The following is a 22,963-nucleotide window of genomic DNA, read 5'->3' as shown; positions in this document are numbered from 1 at the left end:
GAACACGCATGGGTTTCAACCCGAAGATCACAAGAATATGATGCTGGTTTCACGAGAAACACAGTAAACGGCTCATCCCGTCATGGCAGCGTCACAACGGAAGCCGGCGCGGCAACACCGATCTATGCTTCGAAGACATGGGCCGGTCCGGCCACGCTCAAACGTACGCGCGTGCCGGTCGGCGGCAGATCGAGGCCGGTTCCGCTGATGCGGAGCCGATTGCCATCGGCCAGCTGCACCGTCACGGCCCGCAGGGCACCACCGAATTCGACGTCCACCACGCTGGCAAAGCAGCCCTGCGCGGCCTCGTCCGCACTCGGGGTGAACTTGACCTGCTCGGGGCGCAGCATCAGTTCGATGTCTCCCCGCTGGCCATGCGTCCCAGCCGCGAGGCGCCCGAGCACGCAATCGACCCAGCCGACCCCGGCCTGCCCCTTGAGCAGGATGGCCTCGCCCAGGAAGAGCGCCGTCTCGCGGTCCCGCGGCCGGCGGTAGAGATCGTGCGGTGCGCCGGCCTGTACCAGCCGGCCCTCGCGCAGCACGGCGACTTGGTCGGCAAAGGACAGCGCTTCGGTCTGATCGTGGGTGACCAGGATGGTGGTGACGCCGGCTTCCTGCAGTAGCGCCGCCACCGCCTTGCGGGTTGCCTCGCGCAGGCCGGTATCGAGGGCCGAGAAAGGCTCGTCCAGCAGCATGAGCTTGGGCTGGCGTGCCAGCGCCCGCGCCAGCGCCACGCGTTGCTGCTGCCCGCCGGAAAGTTGGTGCGGCCGGCGCTCCAGCAAGCGCGGATCGAGATCGACGGTACGCATCAGTGCGCGAATGCGGTCGTCCCGGCCCGTCGCACCCCGCTCCAGGCCGAAGCCGATATTGTCGGCGATGGTGAGGTGGGGAAAGAGCGCCCCGTCCTGTGTGACGAAGCCGATGCCGCGCCGATGGGCGGGCACGATGGCGGGACCATCCGCCAGGACGGTACCGTTCAGGGCGATGCGGCCAGCATCCGGTCCCTCGAAACCGGCGATCAGCCGGAGCAGCGTTGTCTTGCCGGATCCGGAGGGGCCGACGATGGCGGTGCGGCTGCCCGAGGCGACCTCCAGGCTGACATCATCGAGCGCCACCATGGCGCCATAGCGCTTGCCGGCCTTGTCTATGCTCAGGAAACTCATTGGCCGATCGATCGCCTGGACTGGTAGTGGAGCAGGAGGGTGAGAGGCAGCGACAGCAGCACCATCAGGAGTGCGAAGGGCGCCGCCGCCACATAGTCGATGTCGTTGGTCAGTGACCAGAACCGCGTCGACAGGGTGACCGTGCCGTTGGGCGCCAGCATCAGGGTCGCGGTCAGCTCCGTGGTAATGCCGAGGGCGACCAGCGCCATGCTCGCCGCGACGCCGGGGGCCGACAGGCGCATGGTCACCTGCCAGATCGCCTTCAGCGGCGGGCGCCCCAGCGCCATCGCGGCCCGTTCGAGCTCGACCGGAGCCTGCGCCAGGCTGGCCCGCAGCCCGACCACTGCCCGCGGCAGGAACATCAGGCCGTAGGCCAGCAGCAAGGTCGTCATGGTCTGGTAGAGCGGCAGGGCGACGCGCACCGTGATCGTCACCAGCGCCAGCGCCACCACCACGCCCGGCAGCGAGCCGACATAATAATGGCAGGCTTCCAGCACCTTCTGCAGGCGGCCCGGCGCGCGCACCGACAGCCAGGCCATCGGCAGGGCGGCCAATGTGGTGGCGGCGCCGCCGAGCAAGGCCAGGCCGAGCGTCTGGCCGAGCGCGGAGCCGATGTCATCGGAGGACCAGGCGGCCGCGCCACCGAGATAAAGCCAGCGCGCCAGCGTCAGCAGCGGCACGCCGAGCGACAGGAGCGCGAGACCGAGCGGCAGTGCCAGCCAGACCAGGGTGCCACGGCCGAGCCGGGCGCGGGCCGCCGGACGCGCGGCGCCGGAACCGACGCGGGCATAGCGCTCCTGGCCGCGCAGCCGGTTCTCGAGCCCCAGCAGCACGAGGCAGGCGAGTACCAGCACGCCGGCCAACATGTTGGCGGCCGGGCCGTTATAGGCCGACTGGAACTGGTCGACGATCGCCGTCGAGAAAGTGTCGAACTCGATCATGGCATAGAGGCCGTATTCGGCGAGCAGGTGCAGGCCGACCAGCAGCGAGCCACCGCAGATCGCCAGCCGCAATTGCGGCAGGATCACCCGGAAGAACACGCGCGAGGGCGGCTGGCCCAGGCTTGCCGCCACGTCCTCGAGCGCCGGGTCGAGCCGCCGCATCTGGGCCGCCACCGGCAGATAGAGGAAGGGCAGATAGGCCATGATCGAGACGAGCACACCGCTCCACAGGCCGCGCATGCCCGGAACGAGGCTGATCCAGGCATAGGAATGTACGAAGGCCGGTACGCCGAGCGGCGCCACCGCCAGCCACGACCAGAGGCGTGCGCCCGGCAGGTCGCTGCGCTCGGTAAGCCAGGCCAGCGCCACCGCCAGCACGATGGCGATGGGAATGGTGACGGCCTCGAGCAGGACGGTATTGACCAGCAATTCGCCGACGCGCGGGCGCACCACCAGTTCATAGACGGTCTGCCATCCCGTCTGGGCGGTGATGAAGACCACGAAGCCGAGCGGCAGCAGGGCGACCAGGGACACCAGCACCGCAGCCAAGGCAACGGCGTCACGCCCGGTGAAGCCGGGGGATGATACGCGCAGACTGCCGATTTCGGGCTGGGATGACGACGATGACACGAGGTGTCCTGAAATGCGAAGGCCTCCGGCGCAGAGCCGGAGGCGCGATGATGTCAGGTTTGCGACGGCCGCGCCATATCGGGGCGGCGCGGTGTTCCGTCGCTCAAAGCAGGCCGGCCGCCGTCATCAGGTCGGAGACCTTCTTGGAGTTGAGCTGGGCCGGATCGAGCTTGGGCGCATTGAGGTCGGCCAGGGGCACCAGCTTGGGGTTGGAAGCGGCATCCTTGCCGACAGCATATTCGAAGGACGTACCGGTCTTGAGGATCTCCTGGCCCCCCTTGCCGGCGATCCACTTCACGAAGGCCTCGGCTTCCTTCTTGTGCTTGCTGGAAGCGAGCACGCCACCGCCCGAGATGCTGACGAAAGCGCCCGGATCCTGGTTGCGGAAATAATGCAGCGCGACGTTCTTGGAATTCTCGCCGGTCTTGGCCTGGTCGCCGAACCAGTAATACTGGTAGATGATCGCGCCCTCGACCTCGCCGTCATTCACGCCCTTCATGGCGATGCCATTCTTCTTGAACGGCTTGACGTTGGCCTTCATGCCCTTGAGCCAGGCCGTCGTGGCTTCTTCGCCCTTCAGGGCCAGCAAGGCGCTGACGATGGCCTGGAAATCGGCACCGGCCGGTGCTGCGCCCCAGCGCCCCTTCCAGGCCGGATCGGCCAGATCCAGCAGGGACTTCGGCAGCTTGTCCTCGGTCAGCTTGGTCTTGTTGTAGGCAAACACGGTGGTGCGGGCTGCGATGCCGATCCAGCGGCCATGCGAGGGCTTGTAGGCCTCCGGCACCTCGGCCAGCGTCTCGGCCGAGAGCGGTGCGAACAGCTTGGCATTGTCGACCAGCACCATGGCCGGCGAATTCTCGGTGAGGAAGACGTCGGCGGGCGACTTGTCGCCCTCCTGCACCAGCTGGTTGCCGAGTTCGGTGTCACCGCCATTGCGCAGCGTCACCTTGATACCGGTCTCCTTGGTGAAAGCCTCGGCCCAGGCCTTGGTCAGGCTTTCATGCTGCGCATTATAGACCGTGATGCCCGCATCCTCGGCCTGGGCGGCCAGGGGAGCAGCGATCAGGGCGGCGGCAAGGGCGACGGCCCCGGCCAGCGCTGCACGGCGATGCGGCAGGAAAACTTTCATCAGAACCTCTATCGGTTGGCTTCAGCCAAGGGATGATTGAACACCCGTTCTCTAGGCTCACCGAGAAGTTCCCGTCAAACACTTTAGATTAGAATTAGAATTATTAAAAACTATAAAGAGGATCTGTTTATTTCGGGAATGACATCAGGCTTCTCTGAAATGGCGAGAGAAAAACTTTCACCTTGCCGGCGGACATCGAATTAGACATCGGATTTTCTATTGGCCAGCACCGCCAGATCCAGGATTACAAATACGTAACAGGCGGCGACTGACCTGACGCTCCGCTCGCGCCAGGATTCGCCACCCGGCCTGCTTGCCAAAGGAGGGACAACCAAGGCGCCATTCATCGCTGGCCGCCGGGCTCGCATGACGGAAATTGAACGGATTGCGCCATGGCGAGGAAGCGAGGCAGAAAGTCCAGGCTTGGTTCAGGCGCCCCAGGCGAAAGCGATCTTCTGCAGCTTCACCTCGCCGAAGCGCTCCACCATGCTGTCGACGGATTGGCCGCCGAGGCGCCGGTAGAAATCGCAGGCCCGCACATTGTCGGCCAGCGCCCAAACCACCATGCCCTTGACGTCGTGGCCGCTGAGGTCGCGGCGAACCGCGTTGAACAGCCGCTTGCCCAGGCCGATGCCCTGATATTCGGGCCGCAGATAGAGCTCGAAGATTTCGCCTTGATAAGGCAAGCCGACGGCCCGGTTGCGGCCATAGGTGGCATAGCCGGCGATCACGCCGCCAAAGGACATCACCACGATGCGGGTCTTGCGGTCGATGGCATAGCGCCACCATTTGGCACCGCGCCGCTCAACCAGGCGTTCAAGCTCCCGGCCGGGAATCACGCCGCGATAGGCATAACGCCAAGCGGCGTCATGCACATCGGCGATGGCGTGGGCGTCGTCCGGGCGAGCCAAACGGATTTCGATGGCGTCGGTGCTCATGAGGGGAGGATAAGCGGGGCTGGCCGGTTCCTGCAAGTGAATTGCTCGTAGGAATGCGCTTCGCAAAGCAACGCGCGTCGCGACGGCCCTACTGTTTTCCTTCAGAACCCTGTTTACACACGCCTTTCGATTCTGGCGATCCCCCGATCGCAAAGCGCCATGGGGTCGCGCCGACCCGCCGCAGCGCACAAATCTGTTGCAAGCCGGACGCCCAGCCTGTTGAAAGGCCTGGAAAGGACCCGGCATGACTTCTCACCTCGCAAGCGCCCTTCCCGTTCCGGCGGATCATCCCGTGGCGGCCAGCGGAAGAATCGGCGTTCTCCTGGTCAATTTGGGCACACCGGACGCGCCGACCTACTGGCCGATGCGGCGCTATCTCAAGGAATTCCTGTCCGACCGGCGGGTCATCGAGGTCTCGCGCCTGCTGTGGTGGCCGCTGCTCAACGGCATCATCCTGACGACGCGGCCCGGCAAGAGCGGCGCCAAATATGCCTCGATCTGGGACAAGGCCGAGAATGCGTCGCCCCTCCTCGTCATCACCCGGCGCCAGACCGAAAAGCTGGCGCAGACCTTCGCCGCCGATTCTCGCGTCGTGGTGGATTTTGCCATGCGCTACGGCAATCCCTCCATCGCCTCGCGAATCGACGCCCTGCGCGCCAAGGGTTGCGACCGCATCCTGATCGTGCCGCTCTATCCCCAATATGCGGCAGCGACCAGCGCCACGGTCTGCGACAAGGCCTTCGAGCACCTGATGACCCTGCGCTGGCAGCCGGCCGTGCGCATCGCGCCGCAATGGCATGACGACCCCGTCTATATCGAAGCCCTTGCCGGCTCCGTGCGCCAATCCCTCGCCAAGCTCGACTTCGAGCCGGAGGTTCTGCTGGCCTCCTTCCACGGTGTGCCCAAGAACTACCTGATCCAGGGCGACCCCTATTACTGTTTTGCCATGAAGACGGGACGGCTCCTGCGCGAGGCGCTCGGCTTCAGCGAGGACCGCTTCAAGATCACCTTCCAGTCCCGTTTCGGCAAGGAGGAATGGCTCAAGCCCTATACGGACGAAACCGTAGAAGGGTTGGCCAAATCGGGCGTGAAGCGCCTCGCCATCGTGGCGCCCGGCTTCGTGGCCGACTGCCTGGAAACGCTGGAAGAACTCGGCGAGGAGAACAAGGAGATCTTCCAGCACAATGGCGGCGAGCATTTCGCCTATCTGCCCTGTCTGAACGACAGCCCCGCGGGCCAGCGCGTGCTCGAGCACGTGGTCGGGCGCGAATTGCAGGGCTGGGTCTGACGGGCGGCTCGCGACTTGGTGTCATACCAACGGTATTGACGCTGACCGCTCAAGTACCGTCATTGCGAGCGTAGCGAAGCAAGCCAGAGCTGGAAACCGTGGCGGTCATGCCTCCTGGATTGCTTCGCCATGCCAATCCTGCGGATTGGCAGAGCTCGCAATGACGCGGGGGTCAAACATCGCGGCCGTCGATATTATCTCACTTCAGGATGGCGGCCGCCCGGTCGAGGGCCGGGCCGAAGCCCTTGAGCGAGACCGTGAAAACGAGCGGCTTCACACTGTCGTCGACCGACTTGGCCGTGAGCTTGAGCTGCTTGCCGGCCTTAAGCGCCGTGATGGTGTTGGCATCGAGCGCCAGCGGCACCAGGCAGCCGGCCGGGATGCAGGTCTTGTAGTTCAGCGGCTTGCCACTGGTCCCGGCATCCAAGGCGAGGGACACGCCAGCATCGAATTGCAGGCCGAACGGCATCACGAGATTGCCACTGGTGCCGCCATCGGCCGTGGGGTTCAGCTCGACCGCCAGCACGCGCTGGCCGGTCTTGGTGTCGCTCTGCACCTGCTGGACCGCACATTGCTTGGCATTGTTGACGACATTGCAGAGCACCCGCCAGTCCTCATAGCTCTCCTGGATGGAGGAAGCCCCGCCGGGCAGCGGCGATTTGGCAGGCGCGGGGTCCTGGGCCTGAGTCTGGGCCTGGGCGGCGCTCACCAGAAGGGCAAAAGCGAGACTAAGGCTGGACTTCAGCATCGATTCCTCACGGCAGAAAGGCCTCATGCCCGATAGGGGCAACGGCCGCAGCCATGACACGAATATCGGCGTCTGGCGATAGGCTCCTGCTGAAAAACCCGACGCTTTCGACACTCGATATGCCGCTGCGGTAGCATGGCACGCCCCAGCCTCCCAAAGCCAGCCCTTTCTCCTTGACTTGCCACGCCTTCGCGATCCAACTGGCTAGGGGAAAGATCCGGCGCAGCTTGCACGAGGTGACGACCATGGACGTCGACAAGGCCATTGCACTGGTTTCCGCGGCCGGTATCGAACTCACCGATCGACGCCGCAACGGCAGCGATGACGGCTGGTCCCTCAGCTTCTCCAACGGCGCGGGACTGGAGGTCCGGGACAATGGCGAGGTTTCCGCCACCGGCAAGGGCGCCGAGGCCGTCGCGAGCCTGCTCGGGCTGCCGGCGAAGTCGGCCGGTAGCTGACGCAAACGAACCGGGAACCGGCCTGCCAGTTCGGCTCAAGCCTTCATTTTGCCGGCTCGTAGCCGTCGGTCAGCGTACCGAGAAAGACCACGACATCGTCGATCTCCGCCGGCGTCAGGGCGGGTTCGTCGCCGGCCTTGCGGTCGAAGGGCGGATCGGTGTTGATGTTCGCCTTCGTTGCCTCGGGCAGGTCGTCATATTTGTCGATGCTGCCATCGGCCTTGCGTGGATACCAGCGTTCGGGATGGGTCTCGCGCTCGACATAGAAGCGCACGGCATCGCGCAGGGAATGCATGGCGCCATTGTGGAAGAAGGTCTTGCGCAGGGCGACGTTGCGCAGGGTCGGCGTGCGGAACAGGCCGCAATAATCCTCGCGTTTCAGGTAGTCGGTGCGCAGCGGCCCGCACAGGCCGAGATCGTGATAGGCCGGATCCTTGTTGGCGGGAATGTCGGGGTTGCGCGGCACCGCGAGCGCGATCTGGCCGTAATCGGTGAATTGGGGCGGCGTGCCGTCATTGCCGCGCTGGCTGATGTGGCAGGAGGCGCAATTGCCCTTGTCGGCCGCGTTGAACAGATCGAAACCCCGTGCCTCCTGGGGCGTGAGCTCGGCCTTGCCGGCGAGCACCGCGTCATATTTGCTCGAATAGGGATAGAAGGTCCGATAGTCCTGCTGGAACACTTCGAGCGCCTTCAGGGCCGTCTTGTAGACGAGGTCCGGGTCGCCGGCCGCCTTCGGCCCGGCAATGGCGGCGATGGCCTTGCCATGACCGGCGGCGAGCACGCGGCGAGCCACTTCCGCCCCATCCCGATTGCCCATCTCGAAATCCGAAAGCAGCGGAATCCTGGCCTGATCCGCACCGCGATCGACCCGCCCATCCCAGGTCAAGCCGCCCGTGGGACCATTGTCGATACTTTCGTCGGCCTCGTCCTCGGAATCGTAGAAATGCTCGGTGAAGGGCGGCACCACCTGCAGATATTTCAGCGAAGGTACGGCGCGCATGCCCGGCTGATGCATGTCGCCGCCCCCGAGCTGTACCGCGTGGTCGTTCACCGGCCCGAAGGCATGGGCGGGATCGTGACAGGAGGAACAGGCCAACTTGCCCGAGCCCGACAGGGACTGGTCAAAGAAGAGGGTGCGGCCGAGGGCACCGAGCGCCTGCGCCTGCTGGCGCACCTGCGCACGTGACATCTCCTGCCCGGCCTGGACCGAGGTCATCGCCAGCACCGGCAGGGCGAGCCCCATGACGACGCCCCATTGCCTCACACGTCTGTTGCAAAGAAAGCTTATGGCTACATTCCTTCATTGCGATCGGGGGTGGCGTCTTCAGCCGGCCCGGCTAAGATGAGGGGCTGTGGGGGACGATAGCAACAAGCAAATCGAGGCAGGAGACCCAGATGCGCATGAAATCGGCGGCGGTCGTGTATGCGTTGAGCCTTTCCATCGGTGCCTTCGGATCGGCGCTGGCGGCCGAAAGCGCTTCGGGCCAGAAGGCCAAGCCTGCACCTGGAGCGTCCGAGGACCTGAAGCTGATCGACACCGTGGTGGTGATCTATGCCGAGAACCGCAGCTTCGACAATCTCTATGGCAGCTTCCCGGGTGCCAATGGCGTGGCGAAGGCACCGGCGACCGCGCGCATCCAGCGTGACCGCGACGGCAAGCCCTTCCGCGAATTGCCGCCGATCTGGGAGGGCCTGACCGCCAAGGGCGTGACGCCGCCGGTGACCCAGGCCGAGACCGAGCATTTGCCCAACCACCCCTTCCACGCCGACGATCCCAAGGGCTTCAACCTCGGCTACGGCACCATCACGCGTGACCTCTGGCATCGCTATTACCAGAACCAGATGCAGATCAATGGCGGGCGCAACGACAAATTCGTTGCCTATGCCGATTCAGGGGCGCTGTCGGTCAGCCTGTGGGACGGCTCGAAAACCGCCATGTGGAAGGTGGCCCAGAAATATGTCCTGGCCGACAATTTCTTCATGGGCGGCTTCGGCGGTTCCTTCTTCAACCATCAGTGGCTGGTGTGCGCCTGCGCCCCCTACTACCCCAATGCCGACACCAATCCGGCCAAGCCGTCGATCGCCGTGGTCGAGCCCGACGGGGTGACGCTCAAACCGGCCGCCAATTCACCGAAATCGGCGATGGACGGCATCCCGAAATTTGCCGGCGACGGCAACCTCACGCCTGATTTCTATGCCGTGAACACCATGCAGCCGCCCTATCAGCCGAGCGGCAACGAGCCGGCGAAGGACGGCGACAAGGCATTCGCCGATCCTTCCAAGCCGACGACGCTGCCGCCGCAGACCGAGCCGACCATCGGCGACCTGCTCAGCCTGAAGCATGTGACCTGGGCCTGGTATGGCGGTGCCTGGCAGGACGTGCTCGACCATGGCAACAAGACACCGATCCCGAACTTCCAATATCACCACCAGCCGCTGAACTATTATGCCAGCTTCGCACCGGGTACGCCGGCCCGGGCCGAGCATCTGCGCGACGGCGGCCTGGCGGGCGTGGAATTCATCAAGGCGATCGACGCCGGCAAGCTGCCGCAGGTCTCCTTCTACAAGCCGCAGGGCGACCTCAACGAGCATTCGGGCTATGCCGACATCCAGGCCGGCGATGCGCATATCGCTGATGTGATCAGCCATCTCGAGAAGAGCCCGCAATGGCCGCATATGCTCGTCGTCGTCACCTATGACGAGAATGGTGGCCTGTGGGACCACGTCGCCCCGCCCAAGGGCGACCGCTGGGGCCCCGGCTCGCGTATCCCGGCGATCATCGTCTCGCCCTATGCCCGCCGCGGCTTCGTCGACCATGCGCCGATGGACACCACCTCGATCCTGCGCTTCATCACGCGCCGCTTCGAGCTGCCGACCCTGCACGGCATCACCGTGCGCGACACCGCAATGGCCGCCCGCAAGCAGAAGCCCCTCGGCGACCTGACCAGCGCGCTGGTGTTGAAGGACAAGTGACGGCAGCGGCCTATCGCGGCTGTACCGAATGAGACGCGAGAATCCCTTCCCGGTTTCGGGAAGGACGCACACAGCTTGTACGTGCTGGCACGACTGGAGCGAGATCGGGTGGGAAGAGTAGCGCGAGTTCGCTTTTACCGGCCTGATCCGCGCCCCTCTTTCCCAAAGTCGGGGCGGCAATTGATCATGCGCCATAGAGCGGGATATTCGACGACGAGGCCGAACTCGCTCACGCTCAACTCCGCCCGATATTTGTGCAGTGGCGAGTTGTAGTCATAGGTATTGGCATGCAGCCGGCGATAGACCTGTGGCAATGCCTTTACGCTCCAGTCTTCCGTGTCCAGCCACACGGCTACGGATTCGGCCTGCAGACCCTTTTCCAAATTCATTCGGCGGATCGCATTGGTATTGCTTGCCGGGGTGAAGCCGAGGTCTATGTCCACCAGCCCGCGAAAACCCACGTTCTTTTCGCCATTGACATACCAGTCCCCATCCGCTGCCCGCTCGATCAGAATGTTAATGTCCCGCGACCCTATCCAGCCACCGATAGTTGCTTTCCGGCTCACCCATGATCGATCGCAATTCAGATGATAGGTCAGATTCGCAGCGTCTCCTTGATGGTCGAAGACCGCGTTGCCCTCGATATCCCAGCCATCGTCGCACTCGACAATTCGACAGGCGTCATGCCCTTCAAGGTCCAGGCGCTTCCAGAGGATTGAAGGCATAGGATCTCCTTCCTCGACCTCACCGCTTTTCTACCCCGCCGCCGCCAGGAAGCTCTTCACCTCCTCGTCCTTCGTCGCGAAGGAGGTGACCAGGCGCACCAGGTCCGCATCGTCGGCGGGCCGGCGGTCGGCGGCCAAGCCGTGTACGGGCCATTCATAGAAGCGGGCGCCGGCCTGCCTCAATTGGGCGATCACGGCTTTCGGCAGGATGGCGAAGACTTCGTTGGCCTGCGTCTCATAGCCGAGCCGATGACCTGCCGCGACGAGGCCCTGCGACAAAGCCGTCGCCATCGCATTGGCGTGGCGGGCAAGATCGAGCCAGTGGTCGTTCTCCAGCATGGCCAGGAACTGGGCGGCGATCGGCCAGGCCTTGGAAACGACGTGGCCGCTGCGCTTGCGCAGCCATTCGAGCTCGGCGGCCTTCTCCGGCTCGAACAGCAGGACGGCCTCGGCCATCAGGGCACCGTTCTTGGTGAGGCCGAAGGCGAGGGCATCGACGCCGGCCTTCCAGGTGATGTCGGCCGGGCTGATGCCATCGGCCTTTGCGAGGAAGGCGAAGGCATTGGCGAAGCGCGCGCCATCCATATGCACCTTGAGGCCGCGTGCCCGGGCGATCTCGGTCAGGGCCGTGATCTCGCCGCGGCGATAGACGGTGCCGCTTTCCGTCGCCTGGGTGATCGACAGCACGGCAGGCCTTGGAATGGCAGAGCCCGAACCGGAGCCACGCGCCAGCGTAGCCTCCAGCCCGGCCGGCGTCAGCTTGCCCCCGGCGCCGGCGATCGGCACCAGGCGCGCACCCTGGGTGAAGAACTCCGGCGCGCCGGCCTCATCGCCGACGATATGCGCCTCCTCATAGGCATAGACAGCGCCATAAGGCGGGCTGAGGGCGCTCAGAGCCAGGGAATTGGCGGCACTGCCGGTGGCGGCGAAGAGCACGCCGACCTCGCGGCCGAACAGATCGGCCAGGCGTGCCTTCAATTCACGGGTGAGATCATCCTGCCCATAGGCAGGGGCGATACCATCGGCGCCGCGGGCAAGCGCCTCGATGATCCTGGGGCTGGCTCCAGCCCAATTGTCGCTGGCAAAATTCATGCCTTGAAGTAGAGCGCTCCGACCCTGATGCGCAAGGGGGAAGAGGCAAGCGCTCCGGTGCGACGCGTCAGCGCTCCCAGCCCTTGCCGCGCGGCCAGGGCAGCAGGACGAAGCTGGCAATGCCGGCGGCCAACAGCACGATGATCACCGCAAACACGGGCAGGTAGGGATCGGCATCCCGGGCCGCAGCGAAGGATCCCACCAGCCCCGTCAGCCATTGCATCACGGCGACGCCGAGGAAAATGGCGGTGTTGAACACGGCGAAGGCCCGGCCGGCGACCGCCTCGGCATAGGCGGCGCGGACATCGGCATATTGCAGGATGAAATAGCCGGTCATGAAGCCGAGCATGACCACCGCGGCGATATCGACGAGGCTCGACGACTGTCCCGCCAGGGCCGCAAAGGCGGCCATGTAAAGGGCCGCGCTAGCGACGATCCAATAGCGCCGACCGCGATTGCGGGGCTTGAGCAGGCCGAAAACGGGCGGGCCAAGCAGGGCTGCGAGCGAGGTCGCCAGCATGATGTGGCCACTGACGACGAGGCCGAAGCCGTGCCGGTCCATCAGCATCGGCACGGCCCACAGGCCGCGCAAGGTGAGGAAGGCCGCATAGGAGACACCGCCGAGCAGCAGGATGCCAAGCGTATGCCTCTGCGCGAGAAGCGGCCCGATCTCAGCGAAGGCGACGGACAGGTTTGGGCGGCCACGTCCTGGCGCAGGCGCTTCGTCGCGGACGAGCAGGACATTGGCGGCCAGGGCGAGGATCGAAAGCGCGGCCAGCGCCAGGAAGCCGGCCCGCCACGACCAGGTTTCCACCACCAAGGCGAGCGGCGTGCCGGTCATCAACATGCCGATGCCGCTGAAGCTCAGCACCAGACCGGAGAGCCGCGCAAATTGCCTGGCCGGATAGCGGTTGGCGACGAAGACGATGGCACCAAGGAAGGCCGGCGCGCAACCGACGCCGATCAGAACCTGGCTGGCAATCAGTACTGGCAGATTGGGCGCGAGGGCGGAGACCAGCGCACCGAGGCAGGCGAGCAGGAAGGCGGCACAGACGGTACGGCGCGGTCCGAACAGGTCGAGGGCCACGCCGATGGGGATCTGCGCCAGCGCGAAGGACAAATGAAAGGCACCGGCGAACAGGCCAATCTCCTGGGTGGAGGCCCCAAATTCCAGCTTGAGTTCGCCGGCGAACAGAGTTGCGACGGTGCGGAACGCCTGGCTCATGGCCGCCACCGCCGAGAGAGCCGCCAGCATCGCCCAGAGCGGGACGCCAGCCCCGGCACTCGCGGTCTCCGCCTGCCGGGGAGGCGTCCCCCCCAAAGCGCGGCCGTTTCCTGTCAGTGCGGCGCTGGTGTCGCGGTCCATGGCGCCCTCCTCGCGGTGGGTTCGGTGTCTATATAACCATCATGATGGTTAGTATTGTCGAGCCGGCCGCGTTGACTGTCAACCCCCAAGGCGGTTAGAACTCCTTCAGGCTTGCCGTTCCCGTGTTCCGGCCAGCCGGAACCGACCTGGGCTCGCAGGGATGCCATGACGTTGATTTCACCGGTACGCGATGACCTGTGCATCGCCTTCGCGAATACCCGTTCCTGGCGAGGACGGGAGACGCCGGTCGAGCGGCTGCACGGCGTGGCGGATCTGCTCGCCTGGACGAAGCGGACCGGTGGAGAGGCGGGCGAACGCATCGAACAGGCCGGCCGCTGGGCCGGTGAACATCCTGATGATGCCGACCGCCTCTTCGACGAGGCGATCCGGCTGCGCGAAGCCCTTTATCGTGCACTGGCCGCAATCGCCGAGAAACAAGCCGTCGAGGAGCGCGACTTCGCCGCTCTCGCCCAGGCCATCGCCCAGGCTCCCACCCGCAGCCGCCTGGTGCGCACGAAGGACGGCTATGCCTGGCATGTCGGGCCTTTCGCAGCTTCGCCGGCACATCTGCTCGCCCCGGTGCTGTGGTCGGCCGGCGATCTCATTCCCGCCACCGCGCGTTACCGCATCCGGCGCTGTGCCAATCCCGAATGCCGTTTCCTCTTTCTCGACGAGAGCAAGAGCGGGACCCGGCGCTGGTGCGATATGGCCACCTGCGGCAATCGCGCCAAGGCCAGCCGGCACTATGCCAAGGTCAGGCAGGATGCAGGCTGATTCGGGTGTTTCCGACAGCTGACCGGTGATTGCTCATCCCCGCCCACGACGGTTGCGCAGCCCCTCACCGTACCTCTCCCCGCAAGAACGGGGCGAGGAGACCTCGGTCGGTCACGCCTTACCGAAAACGTGCTGTCTCGTCCAACCGTCGGGCGAGATGCATGGTCTGAGCATCGATCGCAACGCCTGCGTCCCCTCGCCCCGCTCTTGCGGGGAGAGGTACGGTGAGGGGGCAGCGCGGCACCAACGAGACCACGGTCCCCCGGCAGCCATCAGCAGGCCCCCGCCTCAGGCGAACGAGACTTTCCGGCCGGTCCAGCGGGCGATCAGGGCGTCCAGGGAAAGGAAGCCGCCGCCGAATTTGGCGAGATAGAGGGCGCAGACCATCCAGGGCAGATGCTCGTTGTAATGGTCGGGATAGACGAAGAGCTGGATCACTAGCGCCATGCCGAACAGGCCGAGGCCGCCGAGCCGCGTCGCCAACCCGAAGATGACCAGGATGGAGAACACGCTTTCGCCCAGCAGGGCCAGATGGGCGGCGAGCTCAGGCGGCAGCAGCGGCAGCTTGTATTCCTCCTGGAAGAGATAGACGGCGCTGTCCGACAGGGAAAACAGCGTGCCGTCGGCCACCTTGGTGCGCGCCGACCACCAGAACACCCGGAACAAGGCGATGCGGGCGATCAGGGCGATCAGCCAATGCGGGATCAGCGTGAAAAGATGGATCAGCCGATCCGCCAATCCCGGCGCTGCCGGGTCGGGAGATGCGAATGTCGTGCGGGTCATGGCAACACTCTCCGGCAGGTTCAGATCTCGAAGCGGCAGGCGATACCGGCCGCAACCAGCCCCGCAATGGCGGCGGCCAGATTGAAATCGGGGGTTTCGGCGAAAGCGGCCTCCGCCGCCGCCTCCAAGGGGTGCCCGGTGCGCAGGGCGGCCAGGAAGGCATAGCCCCCCGGCGGCAGGAGCTGCACCTCGACGTCGAGCCTGGGGCGGGTCACCAGCACGTCCTCGCCGGACCAATCCACGATCTCCCGTGCCTCGCCGCCGGCATTCATCTGCCAGATCGTCGCCACCGGAAAGGCCGAGCGCAGGAGGCGCACCGCCGGATGGATCTCGACCCGCACCTCGTGCAGACGAGCAGGATCGAGGCCCTTGAGCGCTGCCGGCGAGGCCGGCTCGGCATCGGCGGCGTGATAGGCCTGCGCCCTGGCAATCTCCAGGCGCATCACATCCGGCAGGTAGGCGACCTCCCGCGCCGGCTCGAAGGCTTCGGTGAAGGCCGGCAGTTGATCGCCATAATCGAGCAGCAGCGGCGAGCGCGGCGGATGCTCGCGCGCAAAGCGGATGGCCAGGGCCCGGAAGAAGTCGGCACCGACGATGGCGATCGAAGCCGGAAAGCGGCTCTCCAGCGCCGCAGCGAGGCCGAGCGCGACATTGTCGCGATAGATGGCGAAGCGCCGGTTGGGCGTCACGCCATTATGGGCGGCCAGCCCCTGCGGCAGCGCGGCGGCCGGGTCGAGCACCGCCTGCCGGAATGCGGATTGCGTGTTCGCGAGCATCAGGCGGCCCTCGCTCGCATGACCCGCGCCATCGCGGCCTCGGCAAGCGCCGCCTCGCGGGCCAGCACCGGCCAGTTCGGCACGTCATTGTCCCATTCGATCAGGGTCGGCAGCCGCCCGGCTTGGGCGATGACGCGTTCATAGAGGACCCAGACCGGATCGGCGACCGGCCGGTCATGGGCATCGATCAGCAGCGGCGCACCGGCATCGTCCACTGTCTCGGCATGGCCGGCGAGATGGATCTCGCCGACGAGGCCGAGAGGGAAGCGGTCGAGATAGGTCTCGGGCGAAGTCGCATGATTGGTGGCGGAGACGAAGACATTGTTGATGTCGAGTAGCAGGCCGCAGCCGGTACGCTGGGCGATCTCGGCGAGGAAATCGGTCTCCTCGATGGTGCTCTCCTCGAACAGGAGATAGGTCGAGGGGTTCTCCAGCAGCATGCGCTGGCCCAGCGTCTCCTGCACCTCGTCGATATGGTCGCAGACGCGCCGCAGGGTCTCGGGCGTATAGGGCACCGGCAGAAGATCGTTGAGGAAGACTTCCTCATGGCTCGACCAGGCCAGATGCTCGGAAAAGCTTGCCGGGCGATAGCGCTGTTCGAGCGCCTTCAGCCGGGCGAGATGCTCCTTGTCGAGGGGCCGGGCCGCGCCGATCGACAGGCCGACGCCATGCAGCGACAGCGCGTAGTTTTCGCAGATGGCCCCGAGCTGGGCATGCGGCGGGCCACCGGCGCCCATGTAATTCTCGGCGTGGACCTCGAAGAAGCCGATGTCGGGCCGGGTGGCGAGAATGGTCTCGACATGCTCCGGCTTGAGCCCGGCGCCGGCGCGCAATGGCAGGGTCGTGCTGGCGGGATGGGTCATGGCGTTCTCCGAAGGGGCAGAGGGAAGGCGGGAGCCGCCGCGCCGTAGCGGGCGGCCCTCGCATGTCTCGTGCGAGCTATCAGCTCTTGACGGGCGTCAGCGAGCCCATACCCGTCGGCGTCTTCATGGTGACGCAGCTTCCCTTGGGCACCAGCTTGAAGGACTGGCCGTCATAGTCGATCGTCGAGGTACCCGCACAGGAATGGGCACCGGCCGCACAGTCGTTCTGGCCCTTGAGGGCGACGCCGTAGCATTTCTCCTTGGAGTCGTCGGCCTTGGCGGGAGCCGACAGCAAAGCGGCGGCGCTGGCGACGGCGCCGGCAAGAGCGAAAGCAGTGCTGGCCTTGGTGAACACGGACATGGGAGTTTCCTTCTGTTGCAGGATATGGCGGAAACGGCCGGTTGCCGCTCCGCATGGCCTTGACTATGACCCGCTCCGGCATCGGAGCCAAATCAAGTGAGCGTGCCGAAAACCACACTTTTTGCGCTAAAACATGTGATTCCAGCCGCTGTAACGATATTCGTCACTACGGCGTAGGTTGTTACCCGCCGGATTTGAAAGTGATGGCAGCGCCGCGATTTCGGGACGCCCGTTCTTCCCTCCCGGGAAGCACGGCGATTCCAAGAGCGGGCGAGCCCCCCGCGCACCCGGAATGCGCTCCAGCATTGACAGTGACACCTCTTGCTCCGATATAGCCAGCGTTCCCGACAGACCGCCTCTCCTCAAGGAGGACCAGACATGGCCGCCCTCTCCGATCTCGCCGAAAAGCCGCACCAGGCCGGCGCCGTGCGTTCCGTCTTCATCGACGGCGAAGCCGGCACCACGGGCCTCGGCATCCGCGAGCGATTGGCGTCGGTGGCGGGCGTTGCCCTGCGCAGCATCGCGCCCGAACTGCGCAAGGACGTCGCGGCGAAGAAGGCGCTGCTGGCCGAGGTCGACCTCGTGGTGCTCTGCCTGCCCGACGCGGCCGCCAAGGAAACGGTGGCGCTGATCGGCGAGCTCGACGGCCGCAAGCCCAAGGTTCTGGACGCCTCGACCGCCCATCGGGTCGCCCCCGGCTGGGTCTATGGCTTTGCCGAACTGGCGCCGGGCCAGGCCGAGGCCATTGCCAAGGCGAGCCACGTCGCCAATCCCGGCTGCTATCCCACCGGCGCGATCGCCCTTCTGCGTCCCCTGGTCGATGCCGGCGTGATCCCCCAGGACTATCCCGTCACCGTCAATGCGGTCAGCGGCTATTCCGGCGGTGGCAAGTCGATGATCGAGGCCTACGAGGCCGGCACCGCCCCCTCCTTCGAACTTTACGGCCTGACGCTGGAGCACAAGCACGTGCCGGAACTGCAGGCCTATACCGGCCTGACTCGCCGGCCGATCTTCGTGCCGTCCGTCGGCAATTTCCGCCAGGGCATGCTGGTCTCCGTGCCGTTGCATCTCGACACGCTGCCGGCCAAGCCGAAGGCTGATGACCTCCACGCCATCCTCGCCGACTATTATGCCGGCGCCAGGCTGGTCAGCGTGGAGCCGCTGGACGGTGCTGCCAAGATCGAAGCGGAAGCGCTCAACGACACCGACCGGCTGGAGCTTCGCGTGTTCCCGCACGAGGCCCATCGCCAGGCCGTGCTGGTGGCAAGGCTGGACAATCTCGGCAAGGGCGCCTCCGGTGCCGCGGTGCAGAACATCCAGCTGATGCTGGGCGTCTGAGCCGGCGGTAGCGACTGCTCCTTCTCTACGCTCGGTGGGCGTGCATCGCGACGTGGCAGGAAACGGCAATCTCGTGCCCTGGGACGGCAACGAGCGCCTGACCCGGTCTCAGCTACTCAGAGAGCAGCCGGCAATAGGCGTCCAGCGCCTCCTCGTCAGTGGCATCGAGCACCGTGTCGGTCCAATAGTCGACCAGACAGAGCGGCTCAATGGCATTCAGCCGTGAGAGAGCCTCTCGGAAAAACCCGAGCCGTACCTCGTCCGGCGAAGACAGTTCGAAGAAGATTTCCCGAATGACGCCGGCATCATGGATACATATCAGATAGAAATCCGCATCGTGACCGAAACATAGGGCATCCGAATTGTAATAGCCCCATTCGTCATGTTTCTCGAAACCGGCCGATGCGGTGGCGTTGAACTGCATCACCCGGGGAAGAAAAGCCAGAGCTGCGCCGAAAGCCTCCGGCGTCAAGATGGCGAATTGCGCCTGCTCCTCGGGAGCATTGGCAATGACATGCACGTCCGTCCAGCCCGTGCCGCCAGGCGCAGCATGATCAACGGCGTGTTGGGCGGCCTTGTCCAGGTCGGTCCGGTAATGGGCAAGGGCCAGCAAGGGATGAAGGGAGCGCATCCCCCAATCGTCCTCGTGGATATGGATCTTGCCGGGGGTCAACTTCTCTCCCCAATGCAGCCCGCGAGCGTTGGGGCAATGCCTGTGCCGCTCTATTTCACATATTCCCGCGCGGCCTGCTCGAGTTGGCCATGCAGGTAATCGGTGAAGGAACGCCAGACCTCGACGTGGAAGTCGTTCGCGCCCTTGCGCCACAGCACGATTTCCGCCTTGGCGTAGAGCGTTCGGGTGGCAGTGCCGACGGGAAAGGCCTTGGGGTCGAGGTCCAGCATGACGCCGGCATTGAGCACGTCGGCAGCCAGCGAACCCGAGACCAGGATGCCGATATTGCGGTGGCTGACATCCACCAGCGAATGCGGCTCCTGCACGGCCGCCTCGATGGCGGCGTAGGCCTCGGCCTCGGTATTTTCCGGCGCTAGCAGCAGCCACTCGTCGGGGCCGAGCTTGAAGGCGGTGCGGGTGCCATCGGTAGTGGCCGTATTGAGAGCCGTCGGCAGCGCCAGCCCGAAGGCCTGGCCGGCCGCGACGGCAGCGCTGTCAGGCCCGCGCAACACCAGGCGGGCGCCCCGCGGCGCCGCCTCGATGGTGAGGCGGCTGCGGGCGGTGATCGGCGCGATGCCGTCGAGCGGATCGCGGCGGGTTGCGATATCAGCCATTGAGCCGCGCTCCTTCCTTGTCGATGAAGATAGGATCGACCACCTTTACGGCGATCGAGCCGCCGGGCATCGGCACATAGACCGTCTCGCCATAGCGCGAGCGGCCACGCTCCAGATTGCACAAAGCGATGGAACGGCCGAGATTGGCGCTCCAATAGGCCGAGGTGACGTGGCCGAGAGCATGCTCGCCGAGGGCGGGCTGCGCCACCTCGGTGATCTGCGCGCCCTCCTCCAGCACCACGCCGGGATCGATGGTGAGGAGCCCGACGAACTGCTTGCGGTTGGGATCCTGCAGGTCCGGCCGCATCAGGCCACGCTTGCCGACGAAATCGGCCTTGGCCTTGCCCACGGCCCAGCCGACGCCCGCCTCGTCCGGGGTCAGCGTACCGTCGGTGTCCTGGCCGACGATGATGTAGCCCTTCTCGGCGCGCAGCACATGCATCGCCTCGGTGCCATAGGCGCAGCCGTCATATTTGACGACCTCGGCATGGATGGCTTGCCAGACGGCCCGGCCATAGGCGGCCGGCACATTCACCTCGAAGCCGGCCTCACCGGTGAAGCTCATGCGGAAGAGGCGGGTGGGAACGCCGCAGATGCGGCCTTCCTTGACCGACATATGCGGCATGCCGTCCTTGGAGATGTCGATGCCTTCCACCAGGGGCGCCAGCACGTCGCGGGCATGGGGGCCCTGCACGGCGATGACGGCCCATTGCTCGGTGGTGGAGGTGAACCAGACCTTGAGGTCGGACCACTCGGTCTGGAGGTAGTCCTCCATATGCGAGAGCACGCGGGGCGCCCCGCCGGTGGTGGTGGTGACGTGGAAGCGGTCTGGCGCCATGCGGCCGACCACGCCGTCGTCATAGACGAAGCCGTCGTCGCGGGTCATGATACCGTAGCGCAGGCGGCCCGGCTCCAGCTTCATGAACGGGTTGACATAGATGCGGTGCATGAACTCCGCCGCATCCGGGCCGACCACCTCGATCTTGCCGAGGGTGGAGGCGTCGAACATGCCGACCTTGTCGCGCACCGTCTTGCATTCGCGGTTGACCGCGTCATGCATGCTCTCGCCGGCGCGCGGATAATACCAGGCGCGCTTCCACAGGCCGACATCCTCGAACACCGCGCCCATCTCGACCTCGGCCTCGTGCATCGCGGTCTTGCGCACGGGATCGAACAGGTCGCCGCGCGCGGTGCCGGCGAACAGGCCGAAGGTTGTCGGCGTATAGGGCGGGCGGAAGGTGGTCAGGCCGACCTGCGGCACCTTCTTGTCAACGGCCTGGGCAGCGATGGCCAGCGCATTGATGTTGGAAGTCTTGCCCTGGTCAGTCGCCATGCCGGTGGTGGTGTAGCGCTTGACATGCTCGATCGAGCGGAAGCCCTCGCGCGTCGCCAGCTTGATGTCCTTGGCGGTGACGTCATGCTGGAAATCGACGAAGGCCTTGACCCGGCTGGCATTGCGGTCATGCGGCAGCGCCCCGGTGTAGAACCCGTCCTGAGAGGTCTCGCCAGCGACGTCGAAGGTCTTGAGGGCGCCCTTATCGAAGCCGGCGTCACGGCCGGCCTCGTGGCCGGCGGCAAAGCCGTCATTGATCACCGCGCCGAAATCGAACACGCCGCGACAGGCGCCGGCGGAACGCTCCTCGTCGCGGGCAAAGCCCGGCACGAAGATCTGCTTGGCCTCGTCGTAGCGCAGCTTGCCGCGCGACTGCGAGAACAGATGCACGGTCGGCGTCCAGCCGCCCGACATCAGCACGAGGTCGCAGGAGACCGTCTCCCGGTCCCTGACGGTGCCATCGGTACCGACTCGGCCGAGCCTGACGGCATTGACGCGCAGCCGCCCGCTGGTGCCCATCATCGTCGCGCCGAGGCTGACGCGAATGCCGGCCTCCCTGGCAGCGCCGACCAGGGCGCCGCCATCGGGCCTGATGTCGGCGATCACGGCGATGTCGACGCCGGCGGCCTTGAGGTCGAGCGCGGCCTGATAGGCGCTGTCGCAGGCGGTGAACACCACCGCCCGGTTGCCCGGCTTGACGCCGTAGCGGTTGACATAGGTACGGGCCGAGTCGGCCAGCATGATGCCCGGCCGGTCGTTCTCCGGGAACACCAGCGGACGCTCGATCGCGCCGGCGGCGATGACGACCTGCTTGGCGCGCACCTGCCAGAGCCGCTCACGGGGCGTGCGGGCCTCGGGCTGGGCGACATGGTCGGTCAACCTTTCAGCCAAGGCGACGAAATTGTCGGAATACCAGCCGAAGGCGGTGGTGCGCGGCATCAGGCGGACGCGATCGTTGAGGGCCAGTGACATGATGATGTCGGTGGCCCAGTCGCGTGCCGCCCGCCCTTCGATGGTCGCCGTGGTCTCCGAGAGCAGGGAGCCGCCGAGCTCTGCCTGCTCGTCGACCAGGATCACCGAGGCGCCGGTCTCGGCCGCCGCGATGGTAGCCGCCAGGCCCGCGGGTCCGGAGCCGACCACCAGCACGTCGCAATGGGCGTAGCGGTTGAGGTAGCGATCGGGGTCGGCCACCTTGGGTGCCTCGCCGAAGCCGGCGGCAGCACGGATCCGGGGCTCGTAGACGTTCTTCCAGAAGCTCTGCGGCCACATGAAAGTCTTGTAGTAGAAACCCGAGGCTAGGAAGGGCGACATCGCGTCATTGACGGCACCGGCATCGAATTTCAGCGAAGGCCAGCGGTTCTGGCTGGTAGCGACGAGGCCCTCATAGAGCTCGACCTGCGTGGCGCGCAGATTGGGCGTGGTGCGGCCGGCGTCCCGGACCACCGTCACCATCGCGTTCGCCTCTTCCGAGCCCGCGGACATGATGCCGCGCGGCCGGTGATATTTGAACGAGCGCCCGATCAGGTGCACGCCGTTGGCAAGCAGGGCGGAAGCCAGCGTATCACCGCGCACGCCCTGATAGGCGATGCCGTCGAAGGTGAAGTTGATCGGCTTGGCGCGATCGATGCGGCCGCCGGCCGCTGTCCGGAGGGAGGCGGTCACGCGCGCGCCTCCGTGTTGGAGGGCGTAGCGGCGGCAAGTTCGGCGGCCAGGGCCGCCAGATCGGGCTTGGGTTCGCCCTGCTTATAGGTCTTCACGAACTTATCGGTCACGGTATGGCGCACGGCGTTGAAAAAGCGCGCGCAGCCATGCACATGGCGCCAGCGCTCGGCGATCAGCCCCTTGGGATTGGAGCGGGTGTAGAGGAAACCTTCCCAGACCTCGTCCGTCGGATTGTCGGCGAAGGCCGGGCGGGCAATATGGGCCTCGCCCATGTTGCGGAATTCCAGTTCCGGGCGATCCTGTTCGCAATAAGGGCAGCGGATGAGCAGCATGAC

22 protein-coding genes are annotated in these 22,963 nt (G+C 65.6%); 5 read left to right on the top strand and 17 right to left on the bottom strand.

Going from position 1 to position 22,963, the window contains the following annotated elements:
* Positions 1-122 precede the first annotated feature (122 nt).
* The 4 genes from ACTJKX_RS10165 to ACTJKX_RS10150 all read right to left on the bottom strand — a co-directional run bounded on the left by ACTJKX_RS10165 (position 123) and on the right by ACTJKX_RS10150 (position 4,801).
* Complete coding sequence (locus ACTJKX_RS10165; protein WP_311933969.1) at positions 123-1,163, bottom strand: ABC transporter ATP-binding protein; 1,041 nt, start codon at positions 1,161-1,163, stop codon at positions 123-125.
* Positions 1,160-2,707 carry an ABC transporter permease gene (locus tag ACTJKX_RS10160; RefSeq protein WP_440725367.1) on the bottom strand — a complete coding sequence of 516 codons (1,548 nt, stop codon included), beginning with the start codon at positions 2,705-2,707 and terminating at the stop codon, positions 1,160-1,162. Before ACTJKX_RS10160 ends, ACTJKX_RS10165 begins: the two co-directional genes overlap by 4 nt.
* Positions 2,708-2,837: 130 nt before the next feature.
* Entirely contained in the window at positions 2,838-3,863 is a 1,026-nt protein-coding gene (locus ACTJKX_RS10155; RefSeq protein WP_440725191.1) for an iron ABC transporter substrate-binding protein, read from the bottom strand.
* Between the two features lie 428 nt (positions 3,864-4,291).
* Entirely contained in the window at positions 4,292-4,801 is a 510-nt protein-coding gene (locus ACTJKX_RS10150) for a GNAT family N-acetyltransferase (RefSeq protein ID WP_394310869.1), read from the bottom strand.
* 244 nt (positions 4,802-5,045) lie between these two features.
* Here ACTJKX_RS10150 and hemH point away from each other — a divergent pair, with 244 nt between their 5' ends.
* Positions 5,046-6,089 (top strand): ferrochelatase, encoded by a 1,044-nt coding sequence (gene hemH, locus ACTJKX_RS10145; RefSeq protein ID WP_440725190.1) that lies wholly within the window; start codon positions 5,046-5,048, stop codon positions 6,087-6,089.
* Between the two features lie 199 nt (positions 6,090-6,288).
* Here hemH and ACTJKX_RS10140 read toward each other — a convergent pair whose 3' ends face one another.
* Positions 6,289-6,837: an invasion associated locus B family protein gene (locus ACTJKX_RS10140; protein WP_440725189.1), complete on the bottom strand. Its 549-nt coding sequence runs from the start codon at positions 6,835-6,837 to the stop codon at positions 6,289-6,291.
* Positions 6,838-7,082: 245 nt separating this feature from the next.
* Between ACTJKX_RS10140 and ACTJKX_RS10135 the strand changes: the two genes are divergently transcribed.
* Positions 7,083-7,295 carry a hypothetical protein gene (locus ACTJKX_RS10135; RefSeq protein WP_311933973.1) on the top strand — a complete coding sequence of 71 codons (213 nt, stop codon included), beginning with the start codon at positions 7,083-7,085 and terminating at the stop codon, positions 7,293-7,295.
* A 43-nt stretch (positions 7,296-7,338) separates the two neighbouring features.
* Here ACTJKX_RS10135 and ACTJKX_RS10130 read toward each other — a convergent pair whose 3' ends face one another.
* Positions 7,339-8,538: a cytochrome-c peroxidase gene (locus ACTJKX_RS10130; protein ID WP_440725188.1), complete on the bottom strand. Its 1,200-nt coding sequence runs from the start codon at positions 8,536-8,538 to the stop codon at positions 7,339-7,341.
* 158 nt (positions 8,539-8,696) lie between these two features.
* Between ACTJKX_RS10130 and ACTJKX_RS10125 the strand changes: the two genes are divergently transcribed.
* On the top strand, positions 8,697-10,268 hold the full coding sequence (locus ACTJKX_RS10125; protein ID WP_440725366.1) for an acid phosphatase: 1,572 nt from the start codon (positions 8,697-8,699) through the stop codon (positions 10,266-10,268).
* A gap of 134 nt (positions 10,269-10,402) precedes the next feature.
* On the opposite strand, the gene ACTJKX_RS10120 is transcribed toward ACTJKX_RS10125, so the two are convergent.
* From ACTJKX_RS10120 to ACTJKX_RS10110, 3 genes are all read right to left on the bottom strand, one after another.
* Positions 10,403-10,993 carry a putative glycolipid-binding domain-containing protein gene (locus tag ACTJKX_RS10120; RefSeq protein ID WP_394310863.1) on the bottom strand — a complete coding sequence of 197 codons (591 nt, stop codon included), beginning with the start codon at positions 10,991-10,993 and terminating at the stop codon, positions 10,403-10,405.
* 30 nt (positions 10,994-11,023) lie between these two features.
* Complete coding sequence (locus ACTJKX_RS10115) at positions 11,024-12,085, bottom strand: threonine aldolase family protein (RefSeq protein WP_440725187.1); 1,062 nt, start codon at positions 12,083-12,085, stop codon at positions 11,024-11,026.
* 67 nt (positions 12,086-12,152) lie between these two features.
* On the bottom strand, positions 12,153-13,451 hold the full coding sequence (locus tag ACTJKX_RS10110; RefSeq protein WP_440725186.1) for an MFS transporter: 1,299 nt from the start codon (positions 13,449-13,451) through the stop codon (positions 12,153-12,155).
* Positions 13,452-13,616: 165 nt separating this feature from the next.
* On the opposite strand from ACTJKX_RS10110, the gene ACTJKX_RS10105 reads away from it, so the two are divergent.
* A complete protein-coding gene (locus ACTJKX_RS10105) occupies positions 13,617-14,225 on the top strand; it encodes a CGNR zinc finger domain-containing protein (RefSeq protein ID WP_440725185.1) in 609 nt (202 codons plus the stop codon).
* Between the two features lie 288 nt (positions 14,226-14,513).
* Here the strand turns inward: ACTJKX_RS10105 and ACTJKX_RS10100 are convergent, their stop codons facing one another.
* From ACTJKX_RS10100 to ACTJKX_RS10085, 4 genes are all read right to left on the bottom strand, one after another.
* Positions 14,514-15,008, bottom strand: coding sequence for a DoxX family protein (locus tag ACTJKX_RS10100; RefSeq protein ID WP_440725184.1), 495 nt, complete (start codon positions 15,006-15,008; stop codon positions 14,514-14,516).
* A gap of 20 nt (positions 15,009-15,028) precedes the next feature.
* Entirely contained in the window at positions 15,029-15,784 is a 756-nt protein-coding gene (locus tag ACTJKX_RS10095; protein WP_440725183.1) for an HvfC/BufC family peptide modification chaperone, read from the bottom strand.
* On the bottom strand, positions 15,784-16,647 hold the full coding sequence (bufB, locus tag ACTJKX_RS10090; RefSeq protein ID WP_440725182.1) for an MNIO family bufferin maturase: 864 nt from the start codon (positions 16,645-16,647) through the stop codon (positions 15,784-15,786). The genes ACTJKX_RS10095 and bufB overlap by 1 nt, the downstream gene beginning before the upstream one ends.
* 79 nt (positions 16,648-16,726) lie before the next feature.
* The gene (locus ACTJKX_RS10085; protein WP_068283219.1) at positions 16,727-17,008 is read right to left on the bottom strand and encodes a BufA1 family periplasmic bufferin-type metallophore; all 282 of its coding nucleotides are present in this window, start codon (positions 17,006-17,008) and stop codon (positions 16,727-16,729) included.
* Between the two features lie 378 nt (positions 17,009-17,386).
* On the opposite strand from ACTJKX_RS10085, the gene argC reads away from it, so the two are divergent.
* On the top strand, positions 17,387-18,346 hold the full coding sequence (gene argC, locus ACTJKX_RS10080; RefSeq protein WP_394310854.1) for an N-acetyl-gamma-glutamyl-phosphate reductase: 960 nt from the start codon (positions 17,387-17,389) through the stop codon (positions 18,344-18,346).
* Positions 18,347-18,458: 112 nt separating this feature from the next.
* On the opposite strand, the gene ACTJKX_RS10075 is transcribed toward argC, so the two are convergent.
* The 4 genes from ACTJKX_RS10075 to ACTJKX_RS10060 are packed head-to-tail and all read right to left on the bottom strand — an operon-like array spanning position 18,459 to position 22,960.
* Positions 18,459-19,019 carry a hypothetical protein gene (locus tag ACTJKX_RS10075; protein ID WP_440725181.1) on the bottom strand — a complete coding sequence of 187 codons (561 nt, stop codon included), beginning with the start codon at positions 19,017-19,019 and terminating at the stop codon, positions 18,459-18,461.
* Between the two features lie 50 nt (positions 19,020-19,069).
* Complete coding sequence (locus ACTJKX_RS10070) at positions 19,070-19,633, bottom strand: sarcosine oxidase subunit gamma (protein WP_394310851.1); 564 nt, start codon at positions 19,631-19,633, stop codon at positions 19,070-19,072.
* A complete protein-coding gene (locus ACTJKX_RS10065) occupies positions 19,626-22,628 on the bottom strand; it encodes a sarcosine oxidase subunit alpha family protein (protein WP_440725180.1) in 3,003 nt (1,000 codons plus the stop codon). Before ACTJKX_RS10065 ends, ACTJKX_RS10070 begins: the two co-directional genes overlap by 8 nt.
* Positions 22,625-22,960, bottom strand: coding sequence for a sarcosine oxidase subunit delta (locus ACTJKX_RS10060; protein WP_311933986.1), 336 nt, complete (start codon positions 22,958-22,960; stop codon positions 22,625-22,627). Before ACTJKX_RS10060 ends, ACTJKX_RS10065 begins: the two co-directional genes overlap by 4 nt.
* Positions 22,961-22,963: the final 3 nt, after the last annotated feature.

Source organism: Labrys sp. 22185 (assembly GCF_052045555.1).
Classification (GTDB): Bacteria; Pseudomonadota; Alphaproteobacteria; order Rhizobiales; family Labraceae; genus Labrys; species Labrys neptuniae.
Note: the sequence above shows the minus strand (reverse complement) of the source record. Positions and strands in the feature narration are given on the sequence as shown.